The sequence below is a fragment of the Xanthomonas sp. LMG 12462 genome, assembly GCF_009192885.1.
GTDB lineage: Bacteria > Pseudomonadota > Gammaproteobacteria > Xanthomonadales > Xanthomonadaceae > Xanthomonas_A > Xanthomonas_A sontii.
Window position 1 is genome coordinate 79517 of the sequence record NZ_NMPP01000011.1, and the last position, 16994, is coordinate 96510.

Annotated in this window: 11 protein-coding genes; 9 read left to right on the forward strand and 2 right to left on the reverse strand. The window is 70.5% G+C overall.

What is annotated here, in order from left to right; genetic code table 11:
- The first annotated feature begins 47 nt into the window (after positions 1-47).
- From ppc to CEK69_RS03790, 4 genes are all read left to right on the forward strand, one after another.
- On the forward strand, positions 48-2762 hold the full coding sequence (ppc, locus tag CEK69_RS03775) for a phosphoenolpyruvate carboxylase (protein WP_152243927.1): 2715 nt from the start codon (positions 48-50) through the stop codon (positions 2760-2762).
- Between the two features lie 83 nt (positions 2763-2845).
- Positions 2846-3421 carry a TetR/AcrR family transcriptional regulator gene (locus CEK69_RS03780; RefSeq protein WP_017909185.1) on the forward strand — a complete coding sequence of 192 codons (576 nt, stop codon included), beginning with the start codon at positions 2846-2848 and terminating at the stop codon, positions 3419-3421.
- 59 nt (positions 3422-3480) lie between these two features.
- A complete protein-coding gene (locus tag CEK69_RS03785) occupies positions 3481-4461 on the forward strand; it encodes a DUF4105 domain-containing protein (RefSeq protein ID WP_226975029.1) in 981 nt (326 codons plus the stop codon).
- Positions 4458-6407 (forward strand): alpha/beta fold hydrolase, encoded by a 1950-nt coding sequence (locus CEK69_RS03790; RefSeq protein WP_152243929.1) that lies wholly within the window; start codon positions 4458-4460, stop codon positions 6405-6407. Before CEK69_RS03785 ends, CEK69_RS03790 begins: the two co-directional genes overlap by 4 nt.
- Before the next feature lie 64 nt (positions 6408-6471).
- Here the strand turns inward: CEK69_RS03790 and CEK69_RS03795 are convergent, their stop codons facing one another.
- A complete protein-coding gene (locus CEK69_RS03795) occupies positions 6472-6786 on the reverse strand; it encodes a hypothetical protein (protein ID WP_152243931.1) in 315 nt (104 codons plus the stop codon).
- 70 nt (positions 6787-6856) lie between these two features.
- Here CEK69_RS03795 and CEK69_RS03800 point away from each other — a divergent pair, with 70 nt between their 5' ends.
- The 3 genes from CEK69_RS03800 (at position 6857) to CEK69_RS03810 (ending at position 11996) form a co-directional block, all read left to right on the forward strand.
- The gene (locus CEK69_RS03800) at positions 6857-9571 is read left to right on the forward strand and encodes a TonB-dependent receptor (protein ID WP_152243983.1); all 2715 of its coding nucleotides are present in this window, start codon (positions 6857-6859) and stop codon (positions 9569-9571) included.
- Between the two features lie 86 nt (positions 9572-9657).
- Positions 9658-10734, forward strand: coding sequence for a Ca2+-dependent phosphoinositide-specific phospholipase C (locus CEK69_RS03805; RefSeq protein WP_226975026.1), 1077 nt, complete (start codon positions 9658-9660; stop codon positions 10732-10734).
- A 44-nt stretch (positions 10735-10778) separates the two neighbouring features.
- On the forward strand, positions 10779-11996 hold the full coding sequence (locus CEK69_RS03810; protein WP_152243935.1) for a histidine-type phosphatase: 1218 nt from the start codon (positions 10779-10781) through the stop codon (positions 11994-11996).
- Between the two features lie 431 nt (positions 11997-12427).
- Here the strand turns inward: CEK69_RS03810 and metK are convergent, their stop codons facing one another.
- Entirely contained in the window at positions 12428-13639 is a 1212-nt protein-coding gene (gene metK / locus CEK69_RS03815) for a methionine adenosyltransferase (protein ID WP_010342184.1), read from the reverse strand.
- Positions 13640-13845: 206 nt separating this feature from the next.
- Here metK and CEK69_RS03820 point away from each other — a divergent pair, with 206 nt between their 5' ends.
- Together CEK69_RS03820 and CEK69_RS03825 are read left to right on the forward strand one after the other, a co-directional pair.
- Positions 13846-15561 (forward strand): GNAT family N-acyltransferase, encoded by a 1716-nt coding sequence (locus CEK69_RS03820; RefSeq protein ID WP_193313883.1) that lies wholly within the window; start codon positions 13846-13848, stop codon positions 15559-15561.
- Positions 15558-16376, forward strand: a complete 819-nt coding sequence (locus tag CEK69_RS03825; RefSeq protein ID WP_152243937.1) for a UDP-2,3-diacylglucosamine diphosphatase — start codon at positions 15558-15560, stop codon at positions 16374-16376. The genes CEK69_RS03820 and CEK69_RS03825 overlap by 4 nt, the downstream gene beginning before the upstream one ends.
- Positions 16377-16994 lie beyond the last annotated feature (618 nt).

Sequence of the window (16994 nt, forward strand, 5' to 3'; positions counted from 1 at the left end):
TTCGGTTAGGCTTGCGGCGCCCCCACTGCCGAGCCATGCGTTTCCCGATGAACGAGTCCCGCAGCAGCATCGTCTTCGCCACCCCCGACCTTCCCCTGCGCGACGACGTGCGCCGCCTCGGCGCCCTGGTGGGCGACCTGCTCGCCGAACAGGTCTCGGCGCAGTTCCTCGACGAGATCGAACGTATCCGCACTACCGCGATCGCGCGCCGCGAGCGCGCCGCGCCGCTGTCCTCGCTGAGCGAGCAACTCGCCGGCCGCGCACCGCGCGATGCCGAAGCGCTGGTGCGCGCCTTCAGCACGTATTTCCAGGTGGTCAACATCGCCGAGCGCGTGCACCGCATCCGTCGCCGCCGCGACTACCAGCGCAGCAGCGCCGACACGCCGCAGCCGGACGGCCTGCTCGACGCCTTGCGCCGCCTCAAGGCGCAGGGCGTCGGCATCGACGAACTGCGCGACTGGCTGCCGCGCATCGACGTGGAGCCGGTGTTCACCGCGCACCCGACCGAGGCGGTGCGGCGCGCGCTGCTGGAGAAGGAACAGTTGATGGTGGCCAGCCTGGTCGACAACCTCGACGGCCTGCGCACCCCGGGCGAGCGCGCCACCGACGCGGCGCGCTTCCGCATGGCGCTGACCGCCTCGTGGCAGACCGCCGATTCCTCGCCGGTACGTCCCACCGTGGAGGACGAGCGCGAGCATGTCGGCTTCTACCTGACCCAGGTGCTGTACCGGGTGATCCCGGTGATGTACGAGACCCTGGAGCACGCCATCGAGCAGACCTACGGGCAGGCGCTGAGCCTGCCGCGGTTGCTGCGCTTCGGCACCTGGGTCGGCGGCGACATGGACGGCAACCCCAACGTCGATGCCGCCACCATCACCGCCACCCTCGACGCGCAGCGGCGTGCGGTGCTGGAGCGCTATCTGAAGGAACTGTGGCAGCTCGCCAGCCTGCTCAGCCAGTCGACCACCCTGGTCGCGGTCAGCGCGCCGCTGCTGGAGCAACTGGAGCGTTACCGGCAACTGCTGCCGGAAGCCGCGGCGCGCTCGCGGCCGCGCCACGGCGACATGCCGTACCGCCTGCTCAACGATCTGATGCGCGCACGCCTGCAGGCGACCCTGGACGATGCGCCCGGCGCCTATGCCGCGCCGGCCGAACTGGAAAGCGATCTGCAGTTGATCCTGGACAGCCTGCAGGCCAACAAGGGCCTGCACGCCGGCTGGTTCGCGGTGCGGCGCCTGCTGTGGCGGGTGCGCAGCTTCGGCTTCCACCTGGCGCGGCTGGACGTGCGCCAGGAGTCCAGCGTGCATGCGCGCGCGGTCGCCGCCGCGCTGGACACGCTGGACTGGGACGCGCGCGCGGTGGAAGCGCGCGCAGGCCTGCTCGGCCCCTACGCCAGTGGCGAACAGGCGCTGCCGGCGGCCGACGACGAAGGCAATGCGCGGCTGGACGCGGTGTTCGCCGCGCTCGCCGATGCGCGCGCGCGGCACGGCGCCGATGCGCTGGGCAGCTACATCATCTCGATGGCGCACGACCGCGCCGACGTGCTGACCGTGCTGGCGCTGGCGCGCCGCGGCGGCCTGGTCGATGCCGACGGCGCGGTGCCGCTGGACATCGTGCCGTTGTTCGAGACCGTGGACGACCTGCGCGGCGGCACCGCGACCCTGCGCGACCTGCTGGCCGACCCGGTCTACCGCCGCCACCTGGCCGCGCGCGACGACGTGCAGATGGTGATGCTCGGCTATTCCGACAGCGGCAAGGACGGCGGCATCGCCGCCTCGCGCTGGGGCCTGCAGCGTGCGCAGGTGGAGCTGCTGCAGGCGGCGGCCGAACTGGGCATCCGCCTGACCTTCTTCCACGGCCGCGGCGGCTCGATCGTGCGCGGCGGCGGCAAGACCACGCGCGCGCTGGAGGCGGCGCCGCGCGGCAGCGTCGACGGGCGCCTGCGCGTGACCGAGCAGGGCGAGGTGATCCACCGCAAGTACGGCATCCGCGCGCTGGCGCTGCGTTCGCTCGAACAGATGACCGGCGCGGTGCTGCTGTCGAGCCTGCGCCCGCGTGCGGCCGATGCGCGCGAGGCCGGCTGGCGGCCGGTGATGGACCTGGTCGCCGAGCACAGCAGCCAGGCGTACCGCGGCTTCGTCGGCGATGCCGAGTTCATGCGCTATTTCCGCCTGGCCACGCCGATCGACGTGATCGAGCGCATGACCCTGGGCTCGCGGCCGTCGCGGCGGCTCGGCCAGGATGCGGCGCTGTCCAACCTGCGGGCGATTCCCTGGGTATTCGCCTGGAGCCAGGCGCGCGCGGTGATCCCGGGCTGGTACGGCGTGGGCAGCGGCCTGCAGGCGGCGGTGGACGCCGGCCACGAGGACGCGCTGCGCGCGATGGCCGCGGACTGGCCGTTCTTCCGCACCTTCCTCGACGACATCGCCATGGTCCTGTCCAAGGGCGACCTCAACATCGCCGAGATGTTCTCGCGCCTGTCCGGGCCGCTGCACGCGCGCTTCTTCCCGCGCATCCGCGACGAACTGGCGCTGACCAAGGGCTGGGTGAAGGCGCTGACCGGGCAGTCGTCGCTGCTGCAGCACGATCCCCGCCTGGCCTTGTCGATCCGCCTGCGCAATCCGTACATCGACCCGATCAGCGTGCTGCAGGTGGACCTGCTGCAGCGCTGGCGCGCCACCGACGGCGAAGACGAGGAATTGCTGCGGGCGCTGGTGGCCTGCGTCAATGGCGTCGCCCAGGGCGTGCAGAACACCGGCTGAGCCCAGTGCTTCCAGGGCGCCGCCGGTGGGTACCGGCGGCGGCCGACCGTGATCCGCTTGCAAGCGGACAAAATTGTCCGATAATGCCGCGCATGGAAATGCGAGCCGATACCGCCCACCGCCGCCGCCTGTTGCTGGACGCCGCCGACGAGGTGTTCTGCGCACACGGCGTGCTGGCGCCGCTGGAGTTGGTGGTGGAGCGCGCCGGCCTAGGCCGCGCCACCCTGTACCGCCATTTCGCCGACCGCACCGAACTGATGGCCGCCCTGCTGGAACGCGGCCTCGACGGCCTGGAGGGCTGCGCGCGCGAGATCGGCACGCGGCCGGACGGACTGTTCCTGCTGATGTACGACGTCGCCGAACACATCGCGATGTCGGCGCCGCTGGCCGACTACTGGCGGTCGATGCCGCGCGAGCATCCGACGATCGCCGCGGCGCATACGCGGGCGATGGCGATCCTGCTGCCGTACCTGCAGCGTGCGATCGCCGCCGGCCTGTGCCGCCCAGACCTGGGCGAGCAGGACCTGGCCCTGGCGATGGACATGCTCGGCGCCTGCCAGCGCGGCAGCGACGAGGCCGAACGCAAGGCGCTGGCGCAGCGTTGTTGCCGCCTGCTGTGCCACGCCCTGGCCACGCCCGCGGCGGCGGCCGAGTTGTGAGCGCCGACGGCGCCGCGCGTCGACGCGCCTGGCCATGGCGGCTGGCGCGCGCACTGGCGATGCTGGCGGTGCTCGGCGCCAGCCTGTGGGGCGCGCTGTTCCTGAGCTATCTGCCGCATACCGGCGCGGTGGTGCGCTACGGCTCGGCGCTGCTGTGGGCCGCCTTGGGCGGCGCGGCGCTGTGGGGCCTGAGGCATCCGCGCGAGTACCGCGTGCTGCCGCTGCTGTTCGCGGTCGGCTGCGCCGGCATGGCGGTGGGCTGGTCGGCGCTGCAGCCGCAGCAGAACCGCGACTGGGCCGACGATGTCGCGCAACTGCTGCAGCCGCAGGTGGACGGGCACGTGGTGACCCTGCACAACGTGCGCAATTTCGCCTGGCGCAGCGACCACGACTACACCCCGCGCTGGGAGACGCGCCGCTACGACCTGGAGCGGCTGGCCTCGGCGGACCTGGCGCTGTCGTACTGGATGGGGCCGGCGATCGCCCACACCCTGGTCTCGTTCGGCTTCGACGACGGCCGTCGCGTGGTGTTCTCGCTGGAGATCCGCAAGGAGCGCGGCGAGGCGTTCTCGGCGCTGGCCGGGTTCTTCCGCAATTTCGAGCAGGTGATGGTCGCCGCCGACGAACGCGACATCCTGGTGGTGCGTAGCAACGTGCGCGGCGAGGACGTCTATCTGTACCGGCTCAACCTGTCGCGTGCGCAACTGCGCCAGCTGTTCCTGGGCTACGTGGCACGGGCGCAGCAACTGCAGCGCACGCCGCGGTTCTACAACACCGCCACCAGCAACTGCACCACCATCGTGTTCGAACTGGCGCGCAAGCTCGATCCGGCGCTGCCGCTCGATGCGCGCCTGCTGCTGTCCGGCTACCTGCCGTCCTACGTCTATGCGCAGCATGGCTTCATGCCCGGCTACAGCCTGGCCACGCTGCGCACGCGCGGCCGCATCGGCGAACGCGCGCGCGCGGCTGGCGTTGGCGACGACTTCTCCACGCGCATCCGCGCCGGCATTCCCGGCGACGATCCCGCCGTCGCGCCATGATCTTGTACTCACGTCTTGCGCGGTGCGCGGGCGCCGCGCTGCTGGCTGTCGGGCTGCTGCTCGGCAGCGGCTGTGCGATGGTCAGCGTGCAGTCGCGCAGCGCTGCCGACTACATCGCCACCCAGCGCGGCGACGTGCTCAGCACCGGCAAACTCAGCGATGCCAGTCTGGAGACGTTGCGCGTGCTCGCGCTCGATCCCAAGACCTGCGAGGCCGACGTTGCGGCCTGCGCCACGCAGCTGCGCGCCCTGCAGGGGCTGGACCAGGAGCGGCGGCTGGCGACCCTGTCGGAGCTGTGGGTGCATGCGGCCAATGTGCGCACGCCGCGGCAGGCGAGGGCGCTGGACGACGCGACGCTGCAGGCCTGGCTGGAGGCGGCGCGCTACGCTTACGCCTACCTGTTCTACACCCAGCGCCCGGCCAGTGCGCGCGCCTTCGAGGACCGGCAGACCCAGGTGCGCGACTACTACAACTACGCCGTGCAGCAGGTGGTCGGCGAGCTGTTCCTGCGCTGGCGCGCCGGCAGCGCCAGCGGCGAGTTGCACGACGACGACACGCTGCGTACGGCCGGCTGGCAGGTGCGTGCGGACATGGGCAGCTTCCGCCTGCCGGGTGGCGTGGCACGGCCGGACGCGATGCTGCCGGCGTCGACGCTGCGCTTCGATGGCCTGCGCAGCACCTACCGCCGCGACGGCTTCGGCGCCGAACTGGTCGCGGAGATCGCGCCGGCCAAGGTCGGCGATCCGACCGCAGCGGCGGCCGCCAAGGCCGCGCCAAACCCGCACGCGCCCGCGTTCAGCGAGATGCCGTATGCGCCGACCACGGTGCTGCTGCGCTTCGACGGCGACAGCCTGGCGCAGGTGGTGGATACCCGCAGCGTGGTGGTCGCGCCCTACGACCCGTACCGCGACGGCGAGGTCGAGGTGCACGGCCAGCGCCTGCCGCTGGCGGCCAACTTCACTGCCGCCTACGGCCTGTGGCTGGCCCGTGCCGGCTTCGCGCGGCAGTCGCTGCGCTCCATGCTCGGCCGCGAGGATGGCATCGACCAGCCGCATCTGTACCTGATGCAGCCGTACGATCCGGACCGACGCATCATCCTGATGCTGCACGGCCTGGCCAGCAGTCCGGAGGCCTGGGTCAACGTCGCCAACGAACTGATGGGCGATGAACAACTGCGCCGCCACTACCAGATCTGGCAGGTCTACTACCCGACCAACATGCCGATCGCCTGGAACCGCGCGCAGATCGAGACGCTGCTGCAGCAGACCCTGCGCCATTTCGATCCGCAGGGGCAGGCGCCGGCCTCGCAGCACATGGTCCTGATCGGCCACAGCATGGGCGGGGTGATCGGGCGCCTGTTGGTCAGCGACTCCGGCGACACGTTGTGGAACGACCTGATCGGCGCGCGCGGCGACCGGCGCCCGCTGGATCCGCAGGCGCTGGCGCAGTTGCAGCCGCTGCTGCGCTTCGCGCCGTTGCCGGAGGTGGACCGCGCCATCTTCATCGCCGCGCCGCAACGCGGCACCACCTTCGCCGAGGGGCGCCTCGGCCGCCTGGCCGGGCGCCTGGTGCGCCTGCCGGTGACGCTGCTCGATCGCTTGAACACCTTGCTGCAGGGGATCGACGGCCCCGACGGCGCGCCGATGCGCGTGCCCAACAGCATCGACAACCTGCGCGACACCGATCCGTTCGTGCGCGCGGCGGCGGACCTGCCGATTTCGTCGGCGGTGCGCTACCACACCATCATCGCCCGCCGCGATCCGGCGGTGCCGCTGGCCGACTCCGACGACGGCTTGGTGCCGTACCGCAGCGCGCATCTGCCGGGCGCGGTCTCCGAACTGGTGATCACCTCCGGCCACAGCGTGCAGGAGACGCCGCAGGCGATCCTGGAGATCCGCCGCATCCTGCACGCGCAATTGCAGGTGGACGCCGCCGCGCCGCGGTGACGCTGCCCGTGACGGGCGGTTGTGCGCGTTCGTCGTCGAGCGCCCGCTGGGTTGCGTTGTCGCCTCATGCGCCCCACGGACTGGGCGAGGCATCGCCTGTTGGAGCGTTGGCCGCCGCGTCGACGGAAGCGGCCAGGATGTCGCGCTGCCATCGGTGGCGCAGCCGCAAGACGGCACGGCGAATGGTTTCAGTTGTGCCGAATTGCGCAGGAAAGGCGCCGAATCGTCGGTCGACGACCTGCGGTGACATCGTTGTCATCAAATTGCAGCCGCGCCTGCCAACAATGCGCGCCGCCGCGAACACGATCTCGGCCTCTCTCCCCTCCATGCCCGGCCTGCGGCCCGTTCCGTTGGCCGCGCCTACGTTCGGATTTTTCATGTCGCACTCGATCCATCTTCAGAAACGCCTGTCACTGGCGATCGCCGCCGCGTTGCTCGGTGTCGCGCCGATGGCCTTGGCCCAGGCGCAGGATGCGCAGGAGACGCAGACCACCGCGTCCGACGCCAGCGCCAAGACCCTGGACAAGATCACCGTCGCCGTCACCCGCTACAACGCCGCGGACATGCAGATGGCCGCGACCAACACGGCCAACGTGCTGTCGGCCGAAGACCTGAAGTACACCGCCGTGCACAACATCGCCGAGGCGCTGGGTCTGCTGCCCGGCGTCAACGTGGTGAACACCGGGCAGTCGTACTTCGGCGGCGTCGACGGCGCCGCGCGCGGCGAGGGCATGTTCGCCTCGGTGCGTGGCCTCAACGCCGAGTACAACGTCAACCTGATCAACGGCGTCAACGTGGCCCAGGGCCTGCCCTACAGCCGCAGCGTGCAGCTGAGCCTGCTGCCGCCGTCGGGCCTGCAGACCATCGTGTTGAACAAGACCTCCACCGCGGCGATGGACGGCGACGCGATCGGCGGCACCATCGACTACCGCACCCCCAGCGGCTTCGACTACAGCGAGGCGATGGGCGGCAGCGTCACCGCCAGCGGGCGTATGGAAAGCCGCGCGCGCGACTACGGCGACAACGGCCTGGGCAAGGGCGCGGCGGGCGAATTCCACGCCAAGTTCGGCGCCGACAACCAGTTCGGCGTGTACACCAGCGCGTACTACGACGAGCGCCACTACGTGAACAGCGAAGTGGCCAACGCCGCCGCCTCGCGTGGCGACTGGGGCAAGAAGTACTTCTCGCGCACCACGGCCAGCGGCCAGCCGGCGCCCGGCTACGATCCGCAGGACCTGCTGATGGCCACCGGCGCCAACATTGGCTATTCCGCCGGCGACACCAAGCGCTACGGCGGCAACGTGTCCTTCGACTGGCACGTCGACCCGAGCCTGCAGCTGTACGCGCGCGCAACCTACGCCTACGCCAAGACCGAGCAGAACACCGGCTACACCCAGCTGGTGCCGGCCAACGTGAGCCTGGCGCAGATCGGCACCACCGGCGTGTACCAGCCGCAGATCAACCGCGTGGCGGTGCGCTACTGGTACGAGACCAACCCGGAAGTGGCGGACCTGGCCACCTTCCAGTTCGGCGCCGACAAGCAACTGGGCAACTGGACGCTGTCGCCGAACCTGTTCTACAGCTACGGCGACAACGATCGCCCGGACCACGTGGAAATCTCCGCGCGCGTGGACCAGTACGCCTCCACCCAGTTCCCGTACGGCGGTGCCAGCACCTTCTCCGGCTACGACGGCGACGGCTTCCCCAAGCCGCTGCTGACCCCGGCGCTGCAGGCCCAGGCCAGCGACATCGGCAGCCTGTATGCGCGTCGCTACGGCCAGTTGACCAAGTCCTACAGCGGCCAGACCAAGGGCGGCGCCAAGTTCGACGTGCGCTACGACTTCGACCAGGGCGCGCTGAGCAACATCCAGTTCGGCGTGAAGTATGTCGACAGCTCCCGCGACTTCACCTCGCGCGACTGGACCAACAGCAAGTTCACCGACGGCACCCTGCTGCGCGACACCGGCCTGGTGGTCGGCCAGTACGACTCGGTGTACCCGGGCAAGTACGCATGGCCGACGGTCAAGCTCAGCAACGGCGGGCTGAAGGCGATGATCGCCCAGCATCTGACCGCGGCCAGCTTCGACACCTGCGGCAGCCTGGCGATCAACAACCAGAACTGCGCGACCATGCGTGGCGACGAGGCGGTGACCTCGGCGTATGCGATGGCCACCTTCCGCAGCGGCGACCTGGAAGTGATCCCGGGCGTGCGCTTCGAGCACACCAGCATCCGCAACACCTTCTGGACCATGCCCGAAGACGCCAACGGCAACGAACTGCCCGGCTTCTTCAGCAGCAACCACACCAGCTACGACGTGCCGCTGCCGAGCGTGTTCCTGAACTACCGCCCGGGCAACGGCAATGCGGTGTACCGCGCCTCGGTGTGGACCAGCTACACCCGGCCGGCGCTGGTGCAGCTCGGCGGCGGCGCCAACTACGACGTCTCCAGCGACGGCACCACGGTCATCACCGAGGGCAATCCGGACCTGAAGCCGATCAAGTCGCTCAACGTCGACCTGTCCGGCGAGTGGGACAACGGCCACGGCGGCCACGCGATGCTGGCCGGCTACTACAAGCGCCTGACCGACTACATCTACGAGAGCGGCTCGGATCCGGCCAACGCCGGCACCAGCACCGGCGCCGGCAATGTGCGCTACGTGCGTCCGCAGAACGGCGGCGACGGCAAGGTGCTCGGCTTCGAGGCCGCGGTGCGGCAGACCCTGCAGGGCATGCCGGCACCGCTGGACGGCTTCGGCATCGGCGCCAACGTCACCCGCCAGACCACCCGCGTCGACCTGGGCATGGACGGCTTCCACGACGAGCGCATCCAGAACGCGCCGGACCTGATGGCCAACGCCGAGCTGTTCTACGAGAAGGGCCCGCTGTCGGTGAACCTGGCCTACCACTACTCCGGCGAGTACGTCTCGGTGTACGACTACTACAACCGCGGCGCGACCTGGGACGACCTGTGGGTCAAGCCGATCACGCGCGTGGACCTGCACGTGGGCTACACCTTCAACGAGCACCTGCGCGCCGACCTGTCGGTGGCCAACCTCACCAACCGCCTGAGCTACTGGGCGCACGTGGGCCACAACAGCACCGCGATCTCCGACATCGTCGATGCCGGCCGCACCGCGCTGCTGAACGTGAAGTACACGTTCTGAAGCGGGCGCTTGCGCACGCGGGACGTCGCCACCCGCCGCACGGCCCTGTGCCGTGCGGCGGGTGGGGCGTTGTCGGCATCGCCGCGATGTTCGTCTGGCTGGCGCTGACGATCCTGCCGGGAATTGCGTGGTCGACAGAGGTGCCGGTGACGGTGCCGATCGACGGCCTGCGCCTGGACCAGGTGCAACTGCTCGGCTCGCATAACAGCTATCGGCCGGTGCCGACCGCGCAGGTGCGCCAGCGCCTGCAGGCGCACGACGCCGCCGAATGGCCGGCACTGGCCTATGGCCATCCTTCGCTGCAGGCCCAGCTCGCGCTGGGGCTGCGGCAACTCGAACTCGACGTGGCCGCCGATCCGCACGGCGGCCTGTATGCCGCACCGTATGCACGCGCGGATGCGGCGACCCGTGCCCGCATGCACGCGCCCGGCGCCAAGGTCCTGCACCAGCCGGGCCTGGACTACGCCAGCCATTGCCTGCGCTTCCGCGACTGCCTGGCGATCATCGCCACCTGGTCGCGCGCGCACCCGCGGCACACGCCGCTGGTGGTGCTGGTCAATGCGGTGGATTTCGATCCGGTGCCGGGCCTGTGGCCGCACCGTTCCGCCTTCGACGCCAAAGACCTGGACGCGCTGGACCGCGACATCGCCGAGGTGGTCGGGCGTGCGCGCCTGATCGTGCCCGACGACGTGCGCGGCGACGCGCCGAGCCTGCGCGAGGCGGTGCTGGCGCATGCCTGGCCGCGGGTGGCGCAGGCGCGCGGCCGCATGCTGTTCGTGCTCGACGGCAATCCGCGGCACGAGGCGCTGTACCGACAGGCGCATCCATCGCTGCGCGGCCGCATGATGTTCGGCTGGTACGCGCCGGACCAGCCGGAAGCGGCGGTGCTGTCGATCGAGGATCCGCTGGCAGAGGCGCCGCGGATCCGCGCGCTGGTGACGCAGGGCTTCCTGGTGCGCACCCGCGCCGATACCGATGGCCGCGAGGCGCGCGCGCACGACCGCCGCCGCGCACGGGCGGCGCTGGAGGCCGGCGCGCAATGGATCAGCACCGATTACTACGCTGGCGCCCCGGATCCGCAGCGGCTGGGCTACTGGCTCGGTATCGCCACGGGCCTGCGCTGCGACCGTGTCACGGCCGCATGCGGCACGAGCGCACCGTGAGACTTTCCATGTTGGGGACGATGATGAAAACAAGAACGCGTTGGATGCTGTGGGTCGTGCTGCTGGTGGCGGCATTGGGCGCGCAGGCGCGGCCGGCGTCGAAGCCCGCGCCCGCGCTGCAGGTGGAGAAGGTCTGGATGCTGTTCCGCCACGGCGTGCGCGCACCCTTGCCGGGCGAGGCCGCGGCCGCCGCGTTGGCGTCGCAGCCCTGGCCGGTATGGGACACGCCGCCGAGCCTGCTCACCGCGCACGGCCGCACCGCGGTGGAGCGCAGCGGCGACTACACCCGGCAATGGCTGCTGCGCGATGGCGTGCTGCCGGCGCAGGGCTGCCCCGCCGACGGCACGGTCAGCATCTACGCCAACACCGACCAGCGCACCATCGTCAGTGCGGAGCTGCTCGCCGACACCCTCGCGCCCGGCTGCCATCTGCAGGCCCGCCACCAGGCCGAGGGCAGCGACGACCCGCTGTTCCGTCCGGTGGAAGCCGGCGCGGTGGAGTTCGATGCCGCCGCCGCGGTGGCCTCGATCCAGCGCCAGACCGGCGGCCCGGGCGCGGTGCTGGCACCGTATGCGCGCGAACTGCGCACCATGCAGGAGATCCTCGGCTGCACGGAGCGCTGCGACTTCGTGCACATGCCCTCGTCGCTGACCCCGGGCGCGAACGGGCGCAGCCTGGCCCTGCACGGCCCGCTGGACCTGACCTCGGGCACGGCCGAGGTGTTCATCTTGCAATACGCAGAAGGCATGCCGCTGGACCAGGTCGGCTGGGGTCGCGCGACGCCGGCGCGCATCGCCGCGGTGTCGCGACTGCACGCCTTGCTGTTCGAGATCTACGCACGGCCGCAGTACATGGCCGCGCGCGCGGGCGCGCCGCTGGCTCACCGCCTGCTGGACACGCTGGGCGCTGACGACGCGCCGCGGCTGAGCGTGCTGGTCGCCAGCGACACCCACATCGCCGCGCTCAGCGGCCTGCTCGACCTGCACTTCCACCTGCCCGGTTTCGGCCGCGACGACGCGCCCCCCGGCGGGGCGCTGGTGGTGGAGCAGGTGCGCGACCCACGCAATGGCCAGCGCTACGTGCGTGTGCGCTACCAGGCGCAGTCGCTGGACCAGTTGCGCGCGCTGACCCCGCTGAGCCTGCGCCATCCGCCGCTGCTGCAGACCCTGCAGATTCCAGGTTGCAGCGACGCCGCGACCGGGCTGTGTCCGCTGCCGAAGTTCCAGGCGCTGCTGCAGGCCGCGCTGCAGCGCCGCGGCTGAGGCGCTCCCGCCGTGACCATCGCTGCTGCCTGGCGGACCAGGGTGAAGCACACATGCCGTGCCGCCTGTACGGCCGCCCTTGAGCGCACGCCGACGATGCGGTAGCGCGCGTGTCTGCCTGCGGGAGTCGACTGTCATGCAGCCGCGGCAAGCGCCGCCGACAGCCGACTGACACCCTCCGTCGTCGGGACTGAAGTCCCTCCCACAAGGAGGCCCAGTCCATCCTGCGGAACGACTTCCGTTGCGACGCGCGTTCCAAGCAACGCCTGTCGCGGCCGAAGCCGCTCCTGCGCGGAAGCGTTCCTGCGGCGTGGCACACCCCTGCCTGCATGGCCGTTGCCAGTGTCCGCCACTGGCCAGTTCCCACCACCCCAAACGCAGAACGGGCCGCAATGCGGCCCGTTCTTTCTTGCAAGCGCGGGCAGGCCGGCTTACTTCAGCTTGGCGTCCGCGCGCAGCGCCTCGGCGCGGTCGGTCTTCTCCCACGAGAACGCGGTGGCCTGGTGCTGGGCACCGGTGCCGTCGGTGTAGGTGAAGGCCTTCGGGGTGCGGCCGAAATGGCCGTACGAGGCGGTCTGCTGGTACATCGGGTGGATCAGGTCGAGCATTTGGATGATGCCGAACGGACGCAGGTCGAAATGCTTGCGGATCAGCTTCTCGATCTTGTCGTCGGCGATCTTGCCGGTGCCGAAGGTGGTGACCGAGATCGAGGTCGGCTCGGCCACGCCGATGGCGTAGGAGACCTGCACTTCGCAGCGGTCGGCCAGGCCGGCGGCGACCACGTTCTTGGCGACGTAGCGCGCAGCGTAGGCGGCCGAACGGTCGACCTTGGACGGATCCTTGCCGGAGAACGCGCCGCCGCCGTGGCGCGCCCAGCCGCCGTAGGTGTCGACGATGATCTTGCGCCCGGTCAGGCCGCAGTCGCCCACCGGCCCGCCGATCACGAACTTGCCGGTCGGGTTGATGTGGAACTTGGTGCCCTTGTGCAGCCACTTGGCCGGCAGCACCGGCTTGAGGATTTCCTCGCGCACGGCCTCGACCAGGTGCTTCTGCTTGATGTCCGGATCGTGCTGGGTGGACAGCACCACTGCGTCGATCGCGGTCGCCACGCCGTCTTCGTAGCGCAGGGTGACCTGGCTCTTGGCGTCCGGGCGCAGCCACGCCAGCGGCGAGTTCTTCTTCTTGCGCACCTTGGCCTGTTGTTCGACCAGGCGGTGCGACAGGTGGATGGCGGCCGGCATGAAGCTGTCGGTCTCGCGGGTGGCGTAGCCGAACATCAGGCCCTGGTCGCCAGCGCCCTGTTCTTCCGGCTTCTTGCGGTCCACGCCCTGGTTGATGTCCGGCGACTGCTTGCCGATCAGGTTGAGCACGCCGCAGGTCTCGCCGTCGAAGCCGACGTCGGAGCTGTTGTAGCCGATGTCCAGGATCACCTTGCGGGTCAGCGCTTCCAGATCGATCCAGGCGCTGGTGGTGATTTCGCCGGCGACGATCGCCACGCCGGTCTTGACCAGCGTTTCGCAGGCCACGCGCGCGCGCTTGTCCTGGGTCAGGATCGCGTCGAGCACCGCATCGGAGATCTGATCGGCGATCTTGTCCGGGTGGCCTTCGGAGACCGACTCGGAGGTGAAGAGATAGCTGGACATCGCGGCTATATCCTTGTATTCGGATGAAAAGATGGAGGCGAATGATACACGGGCGCCGGGCGGCGTGCATGCTGCCCGGGGCGGACGTTGCCCAAGGTTAACCGGTTGGCGCGCCATGGTGCGCCCGTCACCTTGCCGTAGTCAGATTGCAAGATCGGTGTCGCCGCCGCGGCCGAAGCTGTGCGCAGTCAGCAAGGGGGCTTGCCGTGCTCGCACTCGAACGCCGTCTTCAGGACCGCTACCCGCACTGGTTTGCCGGACGCCGCTCGCGGCTGGTCCGGCCATTGCTGCGCGGCCTGCAGAAATGGTCGGGACTGGACGCGCTGGACGCGTTCCTGGAGGCCAACCGCGACCTGCGCGGCTTCGCCCTGGTCCAGGCCGGTCTGGATTTCCTGCAGGCCCGCTACGTGGTCGCACCGACCGCCGCCGAGTGCATCCCGGCGCGCGGGCGCCTGCTGATCGTCGCCAACCATCCTTCCGGGGCGCTGGATGCGCTGGCGCTGCTGGACTGCGTGGGCCAGGTGCGGCGCGACGTGAAGATCGTCGCCAACGATTTCCTGTGGGCGCTGGAAGGCCTGCGCGACCTGCTGCTGCCGGTGCGCATCCTCGGCGGCGCACCGTCGCCGGCCAGCGTGCGGGCGATCGAGCAGGCGCTGGCGCAGGAGCAATGCGTGATCGTGTTCCCGGCCGGCGAGGTCTCGCGGCTGGGCTGGGGCGGCGTCGCCGACGGGCGCTGGCGCCGCGGCTTCCTGCGCTTCGCCCTGCGCACCGCCGCGCCGGTGCTGCCGGTGCGTATCCACGCGCGCAACTCGGCGCTGTTCTATGGCGCCTCGGCGCTGTTCAAGCCGGCCGGGACCGCGCTGCTGGCGCGGGAGATGTTCGCCCGCCGCGAGCGCCGCATCGCGCTCAGCCTGGGCCGCGCCCGCGCGCTGCCGCAGGACCTGCCCGAAGCCGAACTGATGCGGCGCCTGCGCAGCGAGCTGTATGCGCTCGGCCGCAGCGGCGGGCAGACCGCGCCGAACGAAGAAGCGTTGGTCGCCGCCGAGGATCCGGCGCAACTGGCCGTTGAAGTGGCCGGCCTGCGCAGCCTCGGTCATACCCTGGACGGCAAGCAGATCCGCGTCGGCCGGCTGCGCGCCGGCTCGGCGCTACTGCGCGAGATCGGCCGCCTGCGCGAGCTGACCTTCCGCGCGGTGGGCGAGGGCACCGGCCGGCGCCTGGACCTGGACGACTACGACACCTGGTACGAGCACATCGTGCTGTGGGACGGCGCCGCCACCCGCGTGGTCGGCGCGTATCGGGTCGCCCGCGGCGCGCCGGTGCTGGCCGAACGCGGCCTGGCCGGCTTCTACACCGCCGAACTGTTCCGCTACGGCGAGGGCATGCTGCCGCGTATCGCCGCGGGCATGGAACTGGGTCGCAGCTTCGTGGTGCCGGACTACTGGGGCAGCCGCAGCATCGACTACCTGTGGCAGGGCATCGGCGCCTATCTGCAGGACCATCCGCAGGTGCGCTACCTGTTCGGTGCGGTGTCGATCAGTGCCGCGTTGCCGTACGCGGCGCGCGAGCAGATCGTGGCCTACTACGCGCGCTACTACGGCGACGCCAGCGGCGAAGCCGCCTCGGCGCGGCCGTTCCCGTATCCGGAAGCGCCGCCGGCGTTCGACGAACTGGACGCCGACACCGCCTTCAAGGTGCTCAAGGGCAACCTCGACGCGCTGGGCGCGGCGGTGCCGATGCTCTACAAGCAGTACACCGATCTGTGCGAACCCGGCGGTGCGCGCTTCCTCGCCTTCGGCGTGGACCCCGCATTCAACGACGCTGTCGACGGCCTGATCGAGCTGGATCTGCAGCGCATCCGCAGCAAGAAGCGCGCGCGCTACCTCGAACGTCCCCGCAACGAAGCAGAGGTGGTGGCATGAGTCCGCTCAACAGCCTGGCACCGCGCCGCGCGGTGTTCGTCTCCGATGTGCATCTGGGCGCGCCGCATTGCCATGCGCGCGAGTTGGCCGACTTCCTCGGCGGCCTGCATTGCGACCAGCTGTACCTGGTCGGCGACATCGTCGATTTCTGGTGGATGGCGCAGCGCCGCGCGGTGTGGAGCGCGGCGCACCAGCGCGTGGTCGATGCGCTGCACGCGCTGGCCCGCGGCGGCACCGAACTGATCTACGTCCCCGGCAACCACGACCGGCCGATCCGCCGTTTCTGCGGGCTGGCGCTGCCGGCGATGCAGGTGCGCCGGCGCGCGGTGCACGCCACCGCCGACGGGCGCCGCCTGCTGGTGGTGCACGGCGACGACTACGACAGCGTGACCCAGTTCGGCGGCCTGCAGGAGAAGTTCGGCGACTGGCTCTACTACCGCATCCTCACCGGCAATCAGCTGACCAACCGCGTGCGCCGCCGCCTGGGCATGCGCTACTGGTCGCTGGCCGACTACCTGAAGCGGCAGAGCAGCGCCGCCGAGCGCTACATCGAGCGCTTCGTCACTGCCGGCCTGGACGACGCGCGCCGCCGCGGCCTGGACGGGGTGATCTGCGGCCACGTGCACCGCGCCGGCCTGTTCGAACGCGACGGCCTGGTCTACGCCAACGACGGCGACTGGGTGGAAAACCTTACCGCGCTCGCCGAAGAGGCCGACGGCACGCTGCGCCTGCTCTCGCACCGCGGCGACGTGCTGCGCGAACTGCCGCCGCGCCTGCGGCTGGTGCAGGAGAATGTCTGGCCGCGCGCGGCCTGAATCAGCCGATCGTGCCAGGCGGCGCTGCACAGCCTGGCGCGTGACTGGCAGGTCGTGCGTTCGACTGCTGCCGCGCCTGCGCGCGCCGCAGGTGTCCTTGTCGCGAATCGCCCTGGGCGTGGCACCGCCGTCCCTGCAGTGGACGGAAGCGTAGAACCCGGTGTGACCGCTATTCCACGATGACCCGTGTGTGGTGTGCATCACCACCGCGTGCGCTTGCCCGGCTTCCGTGGCATCGGGTCTACTGCGATGCGTCGGCGCGACATGCCCGGGCAGGAATCCACGTTCGCGCCCGGGCCTCACGCTGATCCATGTCGCTGCGGCGCGCGTGCGCCGCATCCCGATCAGTTCTGGAGTTGTGGAGACCGTGAAACCAGGGAAGGCGTTGTGCGGCCGGTCGCGCAGATCCAAGGGGACATGGTTCGGCTTGGGCTGGTCCGCCGTTTCTGGCGATTCCGTCCAGGCGAACGTCACCGCGCCTGGCACGCGGCCGCGGACATGCCTGCGATGGGCGTGCCTGGGCGTCCTGCTTGCGGCGAGCGCGACCGCGATTGCGCAGAACACGATCTATGGCTGCGCGGAGCCCGCGGCGCCGCGTCCGCTTCCCGATCCGCTGCT

What these genes read in the sequence shown, in the direction of transcription:
- CEK69_RS03785 (WP_226975029.1), top strand. Translation starts at nt 3,481, where the DNA reads ATGCTGGCGGTGCTCGGCGCCAGCCTGTGGGGCGCGCTGTTCCTGAGC.
- CEK69_RS03790 (WP_152243929.1), top strand. Translation starts at nt 4,458, where the DNA reads ATGATCTTGTACTCACGTCTTGCGCGGTGCGCGGGCGCCGCGCTGCTG.
- metK (WP_010342184.1), bottom strand. Translation starts at nt 13,639, where the DNA reads ATGTCCAGCTATCTCTTCACCTCCGAGTCGGTCTCCGAAGGCCACCCG.
- ppc (WP_152243927.1), top strand. Translation starts at nt 48, where the DNA reads ATGAACGAGTCCCGCAGCAGCATCGTCTTCGCCACCCCCGACCTTCCC.
- CEK69_RS03795 (WP_152243931.1), bottom strand. Translation starts at nt 6,786, where the DNA reads ATGAAAAATCCGAACGTAGGCGCGGCCAACGGAACGGGCCGCAGGCCG.
- CEK69_RS03825 (WP_152243937.1), top strand. Translation starts at nt 15,558, where the DNA reads ATGAGTCCGCTCAACAGCCTGGCACCGCGCCGCGCGGTGTTCGTCTCC.
- CEK69_RS03805 (WP_226975026.1), top strand. Translation starts at nt 9,658, where the DNA reads ATGTTCGTCTGGCTGGCGCTGACGATCCTGCCGGGAATTGCGTGGTCG.
- CEK69_RS03810 (WP_152243935.1), top strand. Translation starts at nt 10,779, where the DNA reads ATGCTGTGGGTCGTGCTGCTGGTGGCGGCATTGGGCGCGCAGGCGCGG.
- CEK69_RS03780 (WP_017909185.1), top strand. Translation starts at nt 2,846, where the DNA reads ATGCCGCGCATGGAAATGCGAGCCGATACCGCCCACCGCCGCCGCCTG.
- CEK69_RS03800 (WP_152243983.1), top strand. Translation starts at nt 6,857, where the DNA reads ATGGCCTTGGCCCAGGCGCAGGATGCGCAGGAGACGCAGACCACCGCG.